The sequence below is a fragment of the Syntrophothermus sp. genome (assembly GCF_013314835.1).
GTDB lineage: Bacteria > Bacillota > Syntrophomonadia > Syntrophomonadales > Syntrophothermaceae > Syntrophothermus > Syntrophothermus lipocalidus.
Genome location: NZ_JABUEX010000004.1, coordinates 28,751 through 43,651, shown reverse-complemented (window position 1 = coordinate 43,651; position 14,901 = coordinate 28,751). Strand labels below are relative to the sequence as shown.

General features: G+C 49.8%; 14 protein-coding genes and 1 pseudogene. 14 read left to right on the top strand and 1 reads right to left on the bottom strand.

Translation table 11 applies throughout. From position 1 onward, the window contains the following. Nucleotides 1-32: 32 nt before the first annotated feature. The 12 genes from HPY90_RS02655 (at nt 33) to mreC (ending at nt 11,850) form a co-directional block, all read left to right on the top strand. Nucleotides 33-713, top strand: coding sequence for an MBL fold metallo-hydrolase (locus HPY90_RS02655; protein ID WP_287190825.1), 681 nt, complete (start codon nt 33-35; stop codon nt 711-713). A gap of 117 nt (nt 714-830) precedes the next feature. Next, a complete protein-coding gene (locus HPY90_RS02650; protein WP_287190822.1) occupies nt 831-1,712 on the top strand; it encodes an MBL fold metallo-hydrolase in 882 nt (293 codons plus the stop codon). A 99-nt stretch (nt 1,713-1,811) separates the two neighbouring features. Further along, a complete protein-coding gene (locus HPY90_RS02645; protein WP_287190819.1) occupies nt 1,812-4,466 on the top strand; it encodes a valine--tRNA ligase in 2,655 nt (884 codons plus the stop codon). Nucleotides 4,467-4,483: 17 nt separating this feature from the next. Beyond that, the gene (locus HPY90_RS02640) at nt 4,484-5,743 is read left to right on the top strand and encodes a bifunctional folylpolyglutamate synthase/dihydrofolate synthase (protein WP_287190816.1); all 1,260 of its coding nucleotides are present in this window, start codon (nt 4,484-4,486) and stop codon (nt 5,741-5,743) included. 90 nt (nt 5,744-5,833) lie between these two features. Next, the gene (locus HPY90_RS02635; RefSeq protein ID WP_013174867.1) at nt 5,834-6,466 is read left to right on the top strand and encodes a DUF47 domain-containing protein; all 633 of its coding nucleotides are present in this window, start codon (nt 5,834-5,836) and stop codon (nt 6,464-6,466) included. Beyond that, nucleotides 6,459-7,457: an inorganic phosphate transporter gene (locus HPY90_RS02630; RefSeq protein ID WP_287190811.1), complete on the top strand. Its 999-nt coding sequence runs from the start codon at nt 6,459-6,461 to the stop codon at nt 7,455-7,457. The genes HPY90_RS02635 and HPY90_RS02630 overlap by 8 nt, the downstream gene beginning before the upstream one ends. Before the next feature lie 142 nt (nt 7,458-7,599). Continuing rightward, complete coding sequence (locus tag HPY90_RS02625) at nt 7,600-8,238, top strand: redox-sensing transcriptional repressor Rex (RefSeq protein WP_013174869.1); 639 nt, start codon at nt 7,600-7,602, stop codon at nt 8,236-8,238. Between the two features lie 133 nt (nt 8,239-8,371). Further along, complete coding sequence (locus HPY90_RS02620; RefSeq protein WP_013174870.1) at nt 8,372-8,644, top strand: DUF4321 domain-containing protein; 273 nt, start codon at nt 8,372-8,374, stop codon at nt 8,642-8,644. 11 nt (nt 8,645-8,655) lie between these two features. Then, nucleotides 8,656-9,273, top strand: coding sequence for a Maf family protein (locus HPY90_RS02615; RefSeq protein ID WP_287190807.1), 618 nt, complete (start codon nt 8,656-8,658; stop codon nt 9,271-9,273). Then, nucleotides 9,245-9,934: a RadC family protein gene (radC, locus tag HPY90_RS02610; RefSeq protein WP_013174872.1), complete on the top strand. Its 690-nt coding sequence runs from the start codon at nt 9,245-9,247 to the stop codon at nt 9,932-9,934. The genes HPY90_RS02615 and radC overlap by 29 nt, the downstream gene beginning before the upstream one ends. Nucleotides 9,935-9,957: 23 nt before the next feature. Continuing rightward, nucleotides 9,958-10,980 carry a rod shape-determining protein gene (locus HPY90_RS02605; RefSeq protein WP_013174873.1) on the top strand — a complete coding sequence of 341 codons (1,023 nt, stop codon included), beginning with the start codon at nt 9,958-9,960 and terminating at the stop codon, nt 10,978-10,980. Between the two features lie 45 nt (nt 10,981-11,025). Continuing rightward, complete coding sequence (mreC, locus tag HPY90_RS02600; protein ID WP_287190802.1) at nt 11,026-11,850, top strand: rod shape-determining protein MreC; 825 nt, start codon at nt 11,026-11,028, stop codon at nt 11,848-11,850. A 42-nt stretch (nt 11,851-11,892) separates the two neighbouring features. Here the strand turns inward: mreC and HPY90_RS02595 are convergent. Then, nucleotides 11,893-12,075 (bottom strand): annotated as a pseudogene (locus tag HPY90_RS02595) (hypothetical protein); the annotation flags it as partial. Between the two features lie 241 nt (nt 12,076-12,316). Between HPY90_RS02595 and mreD the strand changes: the two are divergent. Both mreD and HPY90_RS02580 read left to right on the top strand, forming a co-directional pair. Next, nucleotides 12,317-12,814, top strand: a complete 498-nt coding sequence (mreD, locus tag HPY90_RS02585) for a rod shape-determining protein MreD (protein ID WP_287190800.1) — start codon at nt 12,317-12,319, stop codon at nt 12,812-12,814. An 11-nt stretch (nt 12,815-12,825) separates the two neighbouring features. Continuing rightward, on the top strand, nt 12,826-14,892 hold the full coding sequence (locus HPY90_RS02580) for a penicillin-binding protein 2 (RefSeq protein ID WP_287190798.1): 2,067 nt from the start codon (nt 12,826-12,828) through the stop codon (nt 14,890-14,892). Nucleotides 14,893-14,901: the final 9 nt, after the last annotated feature.

Here is a 14,901-nt window from a genome sequence, read left to right as displayed (position 1 = left end):
TCGTATGAGACGTTCATAGATGGAGGGATGACATGGCGAAGGTACAAACGATAACAGAGGGAGTCTATATGATAGGAGGCCCCGACATCACCCGTCCGGAAGATTGTTGTGTCTATTTGGTGGAAACGGGTGACGGGATGGTAATTGTAGACGCGGGAGCGGGGGCAAGCGTGGGTAGCATCATCGATAATGTTCGGGAACTCGGATGGCCTTCGAGAAAGGTAAGCAGTCTGATTGCTACTCACGGGCATATAGATCATGTAGGGGGTCTGTACGAACTCAAAGAAAAACTGGGTTTGCAGGTAATCGCACATGAGCTCGAGTTGCCAGCAATAGAGGAAGGTTTATCCCAATTGACTGCCGATTATTTGTACGGGTTGAAGTACCGATCGGTAAAGGTGGATCTGGTGCTGCGAGAAAAAGAGGCTGTGTTAGAAATTGGCGGGCAAAAGTTCCATTGCCTGCATACCCCTGGGCATACACCGGGCAGTATTTCCGTATACGTTGATACAGGCGGCGAGAGGATATTGTTCGGGCAGGACATTCACGGACCTTTAAGCCGTTCTTGGGGTTCGGACCGCCGCCAATGGCGGGAGTCGATGCTCCGTCTCCTGGAGTTGGAGGCCGACGTGCTTTGCGAAGGACATTTTGGGGTTTATAGGCCTCGAGAGGAAGTCAGGGCTTACATAGAAGGATACCTGAAACGATTTTAACTTGAGGGTACTTTTTGCCTACCAAGTGATAAAATGAGCTTAGAGTAAGACCTTAGAGTAAGACCAGAGAAAGAACGGCCCGGCAGCCGACAGAATCAGGGCGAGGAGGGTTTGAAAGTGCGGGTGATATCTGACCGTGTTCGCTGCCTGGGCAACAGGCATTTCAACATGTTTGTGGTAGGGAAGACGTCGGCAGCAGTGGTAGAGTGCGGGGTAACTGGGTCCGTCATTAGTTTTGAAGAGCAGTGGGAACAGGCTGCACTGAAGCCTGAAATCATCTGCCTAATGGCTATGCACGCTCATTTTGATCACGTCTGCGGAATCCCACGCCTGAAAACCTTGTTCCCTGCGGCTCCGGTGGCTGCCAGTCCAGAAGCAGCCAAGGCCTTGGGAAAGAAGAAAGTTGTCTCAAACTTTTTTGAGCAGGACGCGGCCATGGTAGAAGTGTTGAGGGAAGAAGGTGAGCTAACAGGTCCGGTGGAGGTTCCGGCTGTAGATAAGATCGAAATCGACTGCTTCCTGGACGAAGGGGAGGTATTAGATGTAGGGCAAGGGGTAAAACTTCAAATAATAGCAACTCCTGGACACAGCCCCTGCAGCCTGTCGGCATATTTGCCAGAAGACCAGGTTCTTTTTATCTCAGATGCCGCTGGTTTTCAGATTTCCGACACAGAACTATTCCCTATATTCTTCCAGGGATACGAGTTGTATGTAGAGAGCATTCGAAGGTTAATGGGGTTTCCGACCAAAGTGTTGGCGTTACCTCACGAGAGGATTTGGAGCGGCAGTTCCATTGACGAATTCTGGGAACGGGCTTTATTTCAGACCGAGCAGGCTTTTGCGGTGATACGGGAACTGATTGAGGCGGGAACTGCTTGGGAAGAGATGGAGGAGATGCTTCTCGAACGATACTACCGGGGAAATCTCCTTATATACACCCCGGAGAACATAAAAACCTGCGTGAACCTTCTCATCAGAAGAGTCCAGGAATGTTTGTGATGGCTGACCTCTTGCGGAAGACGCGATTTTTCGTTAGATTTAGATAAAATCGGATCCTTTGACGTGTTTTCAAAACTTTTTGAGGAGGATAGAAAATCTATGGAACCTGGACGGGAAATTCCAAGTGTTTATGAACCGGCTAAGGTAGAAAGCAAGTGGTACCAGTATTGGACGGAAAAGGGCTACTTCACCCCGAGAGTTGATGCTTCCCGCCCTCGTTTTTCAATGGTGATTCCGCCACCTAATGTTACGGGCTCGCTTCACTTAGGTCATGCCCTCAACAATACTTTGCAAGACATACTGGCGCGATGGCGGCGGATGCAGGGTTATAACACCTTGTGGTTGCCCGGAACCGACCATGCGGGGATTGCTACTCAGGCCAGGGTAGAGGAGAGTTTGGCTCAGGAAGGGCTGAGCAAATACGATTTGGGGCGAGAAAGATTTCTAGAACGGGTGTGGGCATGGAAAAACACTTACGGGGACAAGATCATCAGCCAGTTGAAAATGCTGGGATGTTCGTGTGATTGGTCGCGGGAACGTTTTACCATGGATGAAGGCTGTTCTGAGGCTGTTAAAGAGGTCTTCGTCAGGCTTTATGAAAAAGGCTTGATCTACCGAGGAGATTACATAATCAACTGGTGCCCGAAGTGCCAAACCACTATTTCCGACATAGAGGTGGAGCACGAGGACAGGTCAGGTAACCTCTGGTACATCAGGTATCCCGTAGAGGGCTCGGAGGAGTCGATTGTAGTAGCTACTACCCGCCCCGAAACTATGCTGGGCGATACAGGAGTGGCTGTCCATCCTGACGACGAGCGTTACCGACACCTTGTCGGCAGATACGCGATCCTTCCCATAATCGGGCGAAAGCTGCCAATAGTGGCCGATGAATATGTCGATCGGAACTTCGGGACAGGAGCGGTCAAAGTTACTCCAGCGCACGATCCCAACGATTTCGAGATGGGTTTGCGGCACAACTTGGAGCGGGTCAGTGTAATCGGGATGGATGCGACGATGACAGAAGCTGCCGGCCCCTACCAGGGGTTGGACCGTTATGAGTGCCGTCAGCGGCTGGTGGCAGACCTGGAACAAAAAGGATTTTTGGTCAAAGTCGAAGAGCATGAACACGCAGTTGGTCAGTGTTACCGGTGTGAAACCGTGGTTGAACCGCTGGTTTCCAAGCAGTGGTTTGTTAAGATGAAGCCCCTGGCTGAACCGGCTATAAAGGCAGTGGTGGAGGGACGAATCCGGTTTGTGCCTTCCCGGTTTACCAAGGTGTACCTTAACTGGATGGAGAACATCCGGGACTGGTGCATATCCCGCCAGCTTTGGTGGGGGCACCGCATTCCGGTATGGTACTGCCAGGACTGCGGCCAGGAAATATGTGCTAAAGAGGAACCGCAGCGGTGTACCAACTGTGGGCAGAGCAACCTTGTGCAAGACCCAGACGTGCTCGATACCTGGTTCAGTTCGGCCTTATGGCCTTTTTCGACTCTGGGATGGCCTGCTCCTACGGGTGATTTGGAGTACTTTTATCCGACCGATGTCTTAGTAACAGGGCGTGACATAATCTTTTTCTGGGTGGCTCGCATGATATTCTCAGGCTTGGAATTCATGAGAGAGGTGCCTTTTTACGACGTGCTCATTCACGGGCTTATCCTCGATGCCCTGGGGCGCAAAATGAGCAAGTCCTTGGGCAATGGCATTGACCCTATTGATGTGATAGACAAGTACGGAGCAGACACTTTGAGGTTTTCCTTGATAACCGGTTCCACTCCGGGTAATGATATCCGCTTTCACTGGGAGAAGGTAGAGAACACCAGGAATTTCGCCAACAAGATATGGAACGCAGCCAGGTTCGTCGTAATGAATCTGGATGATTTCGAGCATATCACTTTAGAAGAAAAAGATTATACCCTGGCTGACCGGTGGATACTTTCCCGCTTGCAGGAGAAAATCGAGCAGGTGACTGAGCTTCTTCAGTCCTATGACTTGGGCGAGGCTGCACGGGTACTGTACGATTTCGTATGGGACGAGTTTTGCGATTGGTACATAGAGCTGGCCAAGCCCAGACTCTACCAGAACGCTAACCAGAGAGATAAAAAGGTGGTCCAGAACGTTTTGCACCGGGTTTTAGCGGATCAAATGCGGCTTTTGCACCCGTTTATGCCTTTTGTGACCGAGGAGGTTTACCAACACCTACCGAGAACTGCCGAAAGCATCATGGTGGACTCTTGGCCGCAAAAGGACGAAAAACTTGTTTGGCCAGAAGCAGTAGAAGATATGAAGACGGTGATGACCGTTATCCGGGCAATAAGGAACCTGAAAAGCGAGTTTGACATCTCGCTGGGTATGGAGGTCAACGTTTTTGTGTACACTGGAAGCGAGGATAAAGCCAGGGTGCTGCGGCGAGGGTCGAGCTACATTCAGCAACTAGCTCATGCTGAATCGGTAAGGATTGACTCGAAAAGGCCCGACGGGCTGGACCAGATGTTGAGCTCGCCGATGGGAGAGATCGAGGTATATATCCCCATCGAAGGAGTCGTCGACCGCGAGCGCGAGGTTAGCCGCCTTAGAAAGGAGCTGACCAAGGTAGAATCGGACTTAAGCAAGGTAGTGGAGAAGCTGTCAAACCAAGCATTTCTGCAAAAGGCACCGGCCGACGTCGTGACCAAGGAAAGGACCAAGCGGGAAGAGCTCGAAACAAAGAGGGAGGGAATAGTAAGACGATTGGAGATGCTGACCAAGAGATAGAAACTGTTTTAGCGAGAGTGGCCGGGACTGGCATAAGACCAGGGCTGGAACGCATTCGAGGGTTGTTGGAAAGGATGGATAACCCGCAAGAGGGGCTGCCGGTGATTCATGTTGCCGGGACTAACGGGAAGGGATCCACTTCCTGCATAATCGCTTCAGTGCTGAAAGCAGCGGGTTACAAGGTGGGGAGCTTCACGTCTCCCCACATTCATTCCTATCAGGAAAGGATTACTATTAACGGCAAGCCGATTTCGGGGCAGGATTTTTTGACTTGTCTGCGTAAGGTCGAAGCGGCGGTGGGCAAACTGTTGGTAGAGGGTTACGAACGGCCCACCGAGTTCGAGGTGTTGACAGCGGTAGCCTTTGCTTTTTTTGCTGACCAGCAGTTAGATATAGCGGTACTGGAAGCAGGGATGGGGGGGAGGTACGATTCTACTAATGTCGTGCATCCCCTGCTGGCGGTCATTACCCGGGTGGAGTTTGATCACACCCAGTATCTGGGTAATACTATAGTCGAGATAGCTTATAACAAGGCAGGTATTATAAAACCCGGCATAGAGGTGGTGATCGGGCCGCTAAGGTCAGAGGCTTTGGAGGTTATAAAAACTGAATGCCGGGAAAAGTCCGCTGTTTTATATAGGGCAGGGGACCATGTTGCTGTGCAGCCGACCGGCATCAGTACTTTGAAAGGACAGACGGTCAGGGTTTCCGCTCCTTATGTGGATCCGGGAGAGGTCTTTTTGAGTCTTGCTGGCGATTATCAGTTGGAAAATCTTAAGACAGCGATGATGGTTTTGAGCCGACTCGTGGCCAGGGGGTGGGACCTGCCTGTAAGTGCGGTGAAGCAGGCTTTAGGAGAATTGACCTGGCCGGGAAGAATGGAAAAGCTGAGCGATGACCCTATGGTGGTGGTAGATGCAGCCCACAACTCCGACGGCGCAAAGGCATTGGCCAGGGCTCTAGATTCGGTTTTGCCGGGCAAGTCTCGTATTTTAGTTTGCGGGGTGCTTGATGATAAAGATGGTGAAGCTATTCTGGGTAGTCTAGTTTCCCGAACCCGAATGTGCGTAGTCACGAGGCCTGAATCGGATAGGGCTCAAAAGTGGCGAGAAAAAACAGCTATAGCTTACAGGTTATTTCCCAGGGTGGTAGAAGCGGAGGATATCGAGCAAGCCCTGTCGACGGCGGTTAACGAGCTACAGAGAGAGGAGTATATACTGGTTACAGGCTCTTTTTACCTTCTAGACAGGGTACGGAGGTACTTTACGAGAAATTAACACGAACTTAACAATCGTCGCTCAACGTAATGTTATAATCAACATTATAAGGGGAAATTTTGTATACAATAGTCATAAGGAGGCTGTCGAGTGGCATTTAAAGTAAAGCCCCGCGACGATTTGTTTTTCGGTTGTTTTGAAGCCAGCGCAGAGACTATCTGCCAAGCGGCAAGGATACTTCAGGAATACGTAAATCAAAATGGCGACCCCACAGCGAAGCTAGAGTTACTAAACCGGGCTGAAGAACGGGGTGATAAACTCTTTGGCCGGATAGTAGACCGGCTCAACAACTCGTTCGTTACCCCTTTCGAGCGGGAGGACATTTACAGCTTGGCCAAAGGGCTGAACCGGATAATTGACCATATTCAAGGAACCATGGAGAAGATAGTCATCTACAAGACTGGTAAACCCCAGGATACGAACATTAAAGGTTTGGTAGATGTCTTAGTCGACGCCAGTGACGAGATAAAGGAAGCGGTCATATGTCTCCGTAATTTAAAGGAGAACCAGGGACGAGTTCTTGAGGCTTGTGACCGGATAAGGGAGTACGAGCACGAGGGAGACAGGCTGTATCGTAATGGTATCGCTCTTTTATTTGAGAACGCCGAGAATGCCATCGATATCATAAAGTGGAAAGAAGTATTCGAACACCTGGAGACTACTCTCGATTACTGCGAGGAACTCAGCAATATTCTTAAAGGGGTTACCGTAAAGTATGTTTAGTCTGGCTTTGTTGCTGCTAGTTATCGCGTTAGCTTTACTTTTTGACTACGTTAACGGTTTTCACGACACGGCCAACGCTATCGCTACTTCGGTTTCGACCAAAGCGCTTACTCCTCGCGGTGCCATAATGGTTGCCGCAGGGTTAAACTTTCTAGGAGCTCTAAGCGGTACTGGGGTAGCAAAGACAATCGGTAAAGGTCTGGTGGCTCCTGAGGTGGTGACGGGGCAAGTTCTAGTTGCCGCCTTGTCAGGGGCTATTTTTTGGAATATTTTTACTTGGTATTCCGGGATACCAAGCAGTTCTTCTCATGCTTTAATCGGAGGGGTAGTCGGGGCAGTTGTAGCAGGACTCGGTTTTTCCTCCGTCAACTGGAGCGGGTTCAAAGAAATATTAGCAGCGTTGATTTTGTCACCGGTCGTTGCGTTTACCCTGGGGTCGGTCATTATGACTATTCTCTTCTGGATATTCAAGGATACTTCCCCTGCCAAAATCAACAACAGTTTTCGCCGATTGCAGGTGTTGTCGGCGTGTATGGCCGCTTTTTCTCATGGTTCAAACGATGCTCAAAAAACCATGGGAATCATTACTATGGGACTGGTTTCGGCGGGATATCTACGGTCGTTTGACGTACCATTGTGGGTAATCATAGCCTGTGCCATGGCTATGGCCTTGGGAACAGCAGCTGGCGGCTGGAAAATAATAAGGACTATGGGGGGCAAGATATTTCGAATTGAACCTATTAACGGTTTTGCTGCCGATTTTACCTCGTCTTGTGTGATTTACGGGGCCACTCTCTTGCATGCTCCGGTGAGTACCACCCACGTGGTATCTTCTTCGATAATGGGGGTGGGGGCTGCTAAACGGTTTAAAGGAGTAAGATGGGGAATCGCTCAACAGATCATAACTGCATGGTTGCTGACTATACCTTCCTCGGGAGTCGTATCTTACATGATTTATAAGCTGCTCGGTATTTTCCCTCTGTTTCGCTAGTATTGCGGGATTTTGTTATTTTCTGCACATGCCTTATTGAAAAAGATGGCTCAATATTTATAATTAAAAAGGACATCGCAGTTAAGAAGCAGAGAACCTCAAACTGCTTTGTTGTGCTACTAAAGGTTGAAGGAGTGGCAAGATGAAGGCCTACAAAATACCGGAGGCCACTGTGCAGAGGCTTTCCATTTATTCTCGGCATCTGGCTCAACTGATCAGCGAGGGAGTTATTACTGTTTCTTCGGGGGAGATTGCCCGGGGAGTAGGGGTTAGTTCGGCACAAGTGAGAAAGGACCTGGCTTATTTTGGAGAATTCGGGACTAGAGGCGTAGGATATAACGTACAGGAACTTTACAGCCATGTGATGAGAATACTGGGACTCAACCACACGTGGAACGTTATGATAGTTGGCGCGGGCAAGCTAGGCTCGGCCTTGGCTGTTTACAAAGGATTTGAGGACCGCGGGTTCAAGGTTCGTTCGGTGCTGGATGTGAGTGAACAGAGGATAGGCCAGCAGTTAGGTGACCTAGTAGTGGAGTCTCTAGCTTTCTTGGAGGATCGGGTTTCTAGGGAGAACATAGATATCGGCATAATCACAGTACCGGCAGCTGCTGCTCAGGAAGTCACGGACAAATTGATCCGGGCCGGGGTCAAGGCGATACTGAATTTCTCCCCGCGGGTGCTGAAGGTACCGGATTCGGTAGTACTCAGAAATGTCGACCTGTCGGTGAATTTGGAGGTTTTGAGCTTTAATCTCTCGTTCGGTTATAATCTAAAATGAAGTCGGGCTGGCGACATAGCCGCAAGGCTTTTTTTTTGTCCCTTGAAGATGTATAGCGCTGTGCTTGCCGTCCGTTGCTTGTGTTGGGCAGGGGCAAATGCTAAACTGATCAAAGTGAATGGAGGCTGAGCGATTGAAGCTGGGCAAGGGGAACCGAGCTTATCCGGGATGGCCGATTCTTGTATTATTGTTAGTTTTAGGGGGCATCCTGGGAAACTGGCTAGGGGGCCTTATCGTGGAAGCCTGGCCTTCCCTGGGTTTTCTTGCAAGGACCCAAAGCATAGGGGTGCCAGCCTTAGCCCTTGATCTTAGGGTTTTCACTGTACATTTCGGCTTCATGTTTAATATCAACGTTTTTACAGTGGTAGGGTTTGCCATAGCTTATCTGGTCTTCCGAAGACTGTGAGGGGTTAAGGTTTGAAAAGGATAGTCTTGGCTTCGGAGTCACCCCGTCGTTACCACCTTTTAAAGAACTTGGGCCTTGAGTTTGAGGTCCAGGCCCCCAAAATAGTGGAAAATATAAAAGAAGGACTGAAGCCGGACCAGCAGGCCGTAGAACTCGCTCGAGCCAAAGCCTGGTCGATAGCACGGAGGTTGCACTCGGGAGTGGTCGTAGGTGCCGATACGGTTGTAGTGATAGGAGAAAGTATACTGGGCAAACCGTGCGACCGTAACCACGCCATAGAAATGCTGGCGCTTTTGAGCGGCAAGAGACATCAGGTAATTACCGGAATCTGCGTTATAGACTGTGAATCGGGCTTGTCTTTGGAAGGAGCAGAAACGACAGAGGTTTATTTTCGTTGCTTGAGTAGGGAGGAGATCCTCGTCTACGTGGATTCGGGTGAGCCTTATGACAAAGCCGGGGGTTACGGTATTCAGGGTTTAGGGGCACTGCTAGTAGACCGGATTGAAGGTTGCTACTATAATGTTGTGGGTTTGCCTGTGGCTAGATTGTACTGCATGTTAAAGCAGGTAGGAATCGATATCCTGGCCAGGGGTTGGGAACATGGGATTGGATTACCACGTAACTATTAAGGATTGGCCTCTCGACTTAAGACCTAGAGAAAGGTTACTCGCACACGGTGAAGAGACTTTGTCTACGGCTGAACTTCTGGCTATTGTCATTGGAAGTGGAACTAGGGAGAAGACCGCGGTTCAACTTGCTGAGTATCTTCTGGCCACTTATCGGGGGTTGCGCTCACTTCGAGATGCTTCATGTGAGGAACTGAGCGCCGTAAGAGGGATTGGGGCAGCCAAGGCCACTCGATTAAAGGCGGCTTTGGAGTTGGGAAGGCGATTAGCGGCGGATGTTCGTGACCGTCAGGTTATCAGATCCCCCGAAGACGTAAAGAATAAGCTTATGGAAGAAATGAGATACCTGGACCGGGAGCACTTCCGGGCTGTATATCTGGACCGCAAGAATCAAATAATCTCCATCGAAACCATTTCGATCGGGGGACTTGCCAGTTCTATAGTTCATCCGCGGGAGGTTTTTAAGCCGGCGGTAAAAAAGAGTGCTGCCGGTATTATCTTGGTCCATAACCATCCCAGCGGAGATCCATCTCCAAGCCAGGAGGATATCGAAGTTACCAGGCGGTTGGTGGAAGCGGGCCGGATAATTGGGATCGAGATTGTAGATCACATCATAATCGGAGACCGCGACTACCTTAGTATGAGGGGTCGGGGAATCATCTAGGTTTGAGCGAGGAGTGAAGACAGGTGATTTTTGCGAAGGACTTGGGTATAGACTTGGGGACAGCGAACACTTTGGTGCATATGAAAGGTAAGGGGATAGTCCTGAGGGAGCCCTCTGTCGTGGCTATACAGAGCGACACCGGACAGGTACTGGCTGTGGGCGAAGAGGCTAAACAGATGATAGGAAGAACCCCAGGTAATATCATAGCTATCAGGCCCATGAAGGATGGGGTTATTGCCGATTTTGATATAACCCAAAACATGCTGAGGTACTTTATCAATAAGGCTCTCGGACACCAGAATTTTTTGGTCAAAGCCAGGGTAGTAGTCAGCGTACCTACTGGGGTTACGGCGGTAGAGGAGAGAGCGGTCAGGGAAGCGGCTATACAGGCCGGGGCCAAAGAGGCCTATCTCATCGAGGAACCGATGGCTGCAGCGATTGGAGCCGGATTACCAGTACATGAGCCGACCGGTAATATGATAGTAGATATTGGAGGCGGCACGACCGAGGTAGGGGTCATTTCATTGGGAGGGATCGTGACTTCAAGATCCGTGCGCATAGCCGGCGATGAGATGGACGACGCGATTATTCAGCATCTCAAGAAGAATTACAATCTGCTGATTGGGGAACGAACGGCTGAGGATATCAAGATAAATGTAGGTTCTGCTGTGTGGGAGGGCCCGGTGGAATATTATGACGTCAGAGGGAGAGACCTGGTTTCTGGCTTACCTAAAACCATTCAAGTGTCTTCAGATGAGATTCAGAAAGCGTTATCAGAACCGGTTCAGGCGATAATCGAAGCGATAAAGGTGTGCCTCGAGAAAACCCCGCCTGAGCTAGCAGCAGACATAATGGATCGGGGCATCGTCATGGCGGGGGGCGGTTCGCTGTTGCGGGGCCTAGATAAACTGGTGAGCAGGGAAACAAACATGCCTGTCTATGTGTGCGAAGAGGCTCTGGATGCAGTAGCTCTCGGAACAGGACGGGTACTTGAGAACATTGAGGTTTTGCGGAAGGTCTTAATTTCACCCCGTAAGAATTTTTAACGGCCGGATGCTTTCAGGGCGAAAGGCAAGGTTGGTGGTTTTCTTGTGTTGAGGAGCAAGGCCTTTTGGGGTTTTCTGGTGCTCCTTGTTCTGATCTTAGGTCTGATGCGTGCTACGATCGGAGATAGACAAGATATATCGTTAGCCGAGAAGTTGCTGAGGGATGCTTATGCTCCGCTCCAAGTGGCGGTGTATAAGGTCAGGGACTATATCGGCGGCATAGAAACGGCTTTTGGCAGCAAAGAAATGCTGGCAAAAAGGAATTTGGAGCTCAGTCGGAAACTGGGCCGGCTAAAGTATGAGAACCAGGTGTTACTTGAATACCTTCATGAGAACCAGCGGTTGCGGGATATGTTAGAGTTCAAGGAGAAAACAGCTGACAGTTATGACCTGTTGGCAGCTCGAGTCATAGCCCGCAGTCCTGAACTCTGGTACAGGGGCTTGAGCATTGATAGAGGTGAGGCGGACGGTATTAATAAGGATATGGTTGTTATAACCCCGGATGGGCTAGTAGGGCGGGTTATTGCTACTAGTGCTCATACTGCAGAAGTTATGTTGATCACCGACCGCGAGTCGGCAGTAGGGGCTTTGGTTCAGGAGACCCGTACGCAAGGCTTGGTCGAGGGCCTTGGTGAGCGCAACCAGGTGAAAATGATTGACATTCCTTACGACGCGCCGCTTAAAGAAGGACAGACAGTTGTTACCTCGGGCCTGGGCCAAGTTTTTCCTAAAGGAATCAGGGTGGGGAAGGTTTTGAAAGTCGCGAAAGAGTCCAATGGACTTCTGAAGTACGCGATAGTTAAGCCCGCCGCCAATCTCAACAGCCTGGAAGAGGTTTTTGTAATCACCAAAACCAAGGCGAATCAATGAACAAAGCAGGCGGCGGGAAGGGGTTAACCCATCCTACCGCGATCATGATGGGGCCTTGAGGCCATTCCAGTCCTTCGCATAAAGGATCTTGCTTAAGAACGACCGGGTACGGTCGTTCGTCGGATTGGAAAACAGCTCGTGAGGCGGGCCTTCTTCTATGATACGGCCTTCATCCATAAAAAGAACCCGGTCCCCAACTTCCCAAGCAAAGGCCATTTCGTGACTTCCTCAACTCACACTTCGATTATATTTACTATGGAACCGGTATTTGCGGCCCTTTACGCCTATTTCATCGGGGGTGAGGTTTTTACGTTGAGGCAAGGAGTCGGGAGCTTGCTTATATTAGTGGGCATGCTGGCGGCGGAGCTAGAGCCTGGCGAAAGTGGTGCCCCGGCTTGTAAACCGAAGAATGTCGGCGAATTGGAACGTTAGATAAAGTGCTGATTAGATTGAAGGGGGCAGAGATTTGCGTTATTTGGTTTTAGTGTTGTTGCCGGTTTTGTCATTGTTTTTAGAAACCAGCTTTTTCGTACAGTATCCGATATGGAAGAGTGGACCGGACCTTATACTGCTTTTCGTGGCTTTCTACGCGCTCTTGAACGGATCACGCAGAGGATGTTTCTACGGGTTTGTGTGCGGGCTGTTTAGAGACTTGTATGTGGGACGGGTCATAGGACTCAATGCCCTGTCTTTAGCACTTACAGCTTACTTGCTTGGGAAATGGGAATTGAAGGTATTTCAGGACAATTATCTGGTGGGTTTGTTCTGCGCCGTGGCAGCCACGGCAGTGAATTCCATGTGTTTGTCTATCCTGCTTTTTATTAGCACGGGCGAGTTTAACGCGGCCAGAACAGTGGGGATACAGTTTGTGGGTCAGGTTATATACAACGGGATTTTGTCGATACCGTTTTATATTTGGTATTATAAAACGTCCAGGCAAAACTGGTCTAAGGTTTCCTTCTAGAGGTGAAAGAATTGAGAACAGGTGACTTGAAGGCAAGGCTGCGCGGTTATTGGTATGTGGCATGGGGGCTGTTGGGCTTGCTTTTGATTAAGCTGGCTATAGTCCAGTTTTTCCAATATGAAACCTACGAAACCATGTCGCGCTACAACCGCATTCGCCCGGTCAGTATAAAAGCTCCGCGGGGAGAAATCTATTCCATTGACGGCACGGTTTTGGCTAAAAACAAGCTGGTTTACACCGTCTCTATCACTTACCCTGAAGGTACCGATAACCCCGAAGTAATTGAGCGTTTGGCGAAGATACTTGGGGAAAAGTACCCCGAGGTGACTGAGAAATACATTAATGATCTCATTGAAAAGCAGAAGTACAGGTTGTACGAGCCGGTTACAGTGGCCCGGGACATTGATTGGCAAAGTGTGGTTAGGTTGGAAGAACAACGCAAGTACCTGCCGGGAGTAACGGTGAACGTAGAGCCTTTGCGTTACTACCCGGAGGGATTCTTGGCGGGGCATGTGCTAGGCTACGTTAGGAGTATAGACCCCAACGAGCTCGCGCAACTGGACAAAGAACGCTATAGCATGGGGGATCTAATCGGCAAGGACGGGGTAGAAAAAGCTTACGAGAACTATCTCAAGGGGTACGACGGGACTCGAAGGGTCGAAGTAGACGTAAAAGGAAGGCCGGTCAAGGAGCTTGTCACCCTAGAACCGAGGGCTGGCAACAACGTTATCCTTACCATTAATGCGAAACTGCAGAGGGTCATGGAGAAGAGTATAGAGGAAACCTTGAAGTACGATCAGAAAAACTACAACCCCAAAGCCAGGGTAGCATCGTGTGTGCTAATTAACGTCAAGACCGGCGAAGTATTAGCCATGGCCAGTTATCCTTTTTTTAACCCTAACGACTTTACCGGCTTCATGGATGAAGCTACAGAACAGTACTATTTTCCGAGCGGGCAAGAATACGACCCGATGAACCCAGGTGCAGCCACCAACCGGGCGATTAAGGCCCTGTATCCACCTGGGTCTACGTTCAAGGGGATTACCGCAATGGCGGCTATGGAAAAGGGAGAAATGACTCCTTCAGAACGGGTGACTTGTACCGGTCGGTATTGGCTGAAACCTTATATCAAATGTTGGGCAGTCCATGGGCCGGTAAACCTTTATCAGGCTATGGCTGAATCTTGCAACACTTACTTTCAGGAAATGGGTAGAAGAGCGGGTTTTGCTGAATTAATAAGGATAGCCAAAGAATTCGGGTTGGGCCAAAAGACAGGAATAGACCTTCCTTACGAAAAGGCGGGGCTTTTGCCGACTCCCGAGTGGAAAAAAGAGGTGAACTCTATTCTCATCGATCGAAAATACGATAAAATACGTCAGGATTTAAATGACAAATACGATCGCCTGTTAAAGGAGGCATCAACCGAAAAAGAAAAAGAACACCTGCTCGCCGCAAAGCGTTCGGAATTGGCAAAGGTAGAAGCTAATTACCAGATAGATTACAGATTCAACACTACTTGGCAACCGTTCGATACCTTTAACATGTCTATAGGACAGGGAAGCAATAGCTATACGGTTTTGCAGCTGGCTAACTATGTGGCCACCATTGCCAACGGCGGTAAACGCATGAAGCCGTTTGTCGTTAAGAAGATAGTTTCTCCTTCGGGCAAGGTTTTGTTAGAGAATCGCCCGGAAGTGGTGCAAGAGGTAGATGTATCACCTGATACATTGGCCGAGGTACGCAAGGCAATGCTTCAGGTTACTAAGCCCGGGGGCACTGCCTATGGGTTGTTCTCCCAGTTCCCGTCGAATATTCAGGTGGCGGCCAAAACCGGAACTGCACAAACGGGGCGAAAGGGAGACAAGCGCAACGAGGAATTCCACGGCATTTTTGTTGCGTTTGCCCCGTTCGATGACCCCGAAATCGCGTTTGCGGGGGTGGTTGAATACGGACAGCACGGCAGCAGCTCGGCGGGGCTCATCGCCCGCGACTTATTTGAGCAATACTTCGGCGTGAAAGACCACCTGACATCCACTGCCCAGTTCGAAGGACAAACGGTTCCAGAGGGAGGAGAGTAGCCTGTTAAC

What these genes read in the sequence shown, in the direction of transcription:
- HPY90_RS02655 (WP_287190825.1), top strand. Translation starts at nt 33, where the DNA reads ATGGCGAAGGTACAAACGATAACAGAGGGAGTCTATATGATAGGAGGC.
- HPY90_RS02645 (WP_287190819.1), top strand. Translation starts at nt 1,812, where the DNA reads ATGGAACCTGGACGGGAAATTCCAAGTGTTTATGAACCGGCTAAGGTA.
- HPY90_RS02630 (WP_287190811.1), top strand. Translation starts at nt 6,459, where the DNA reads ATGTTTAGTCTGGCTTTGTTGCTGCTAGTTATCGCGTTAGCTTTACTT.
- HPY90_RS02625 (WP_013174869.1), top strand. Translation starts at nt 7,600, where the DNA reads ATGAAGGCCTACAAAATACCGGAGGCCACTGTGCAGAGGCTTTCCATT.
- radC (WP_013174872.1), top strand. Translation starts at nt 9,245, where the DNA reads ATGGGATTGGATTACCACGTAACTATTAAGGATTGGCCTCTCGACTTA.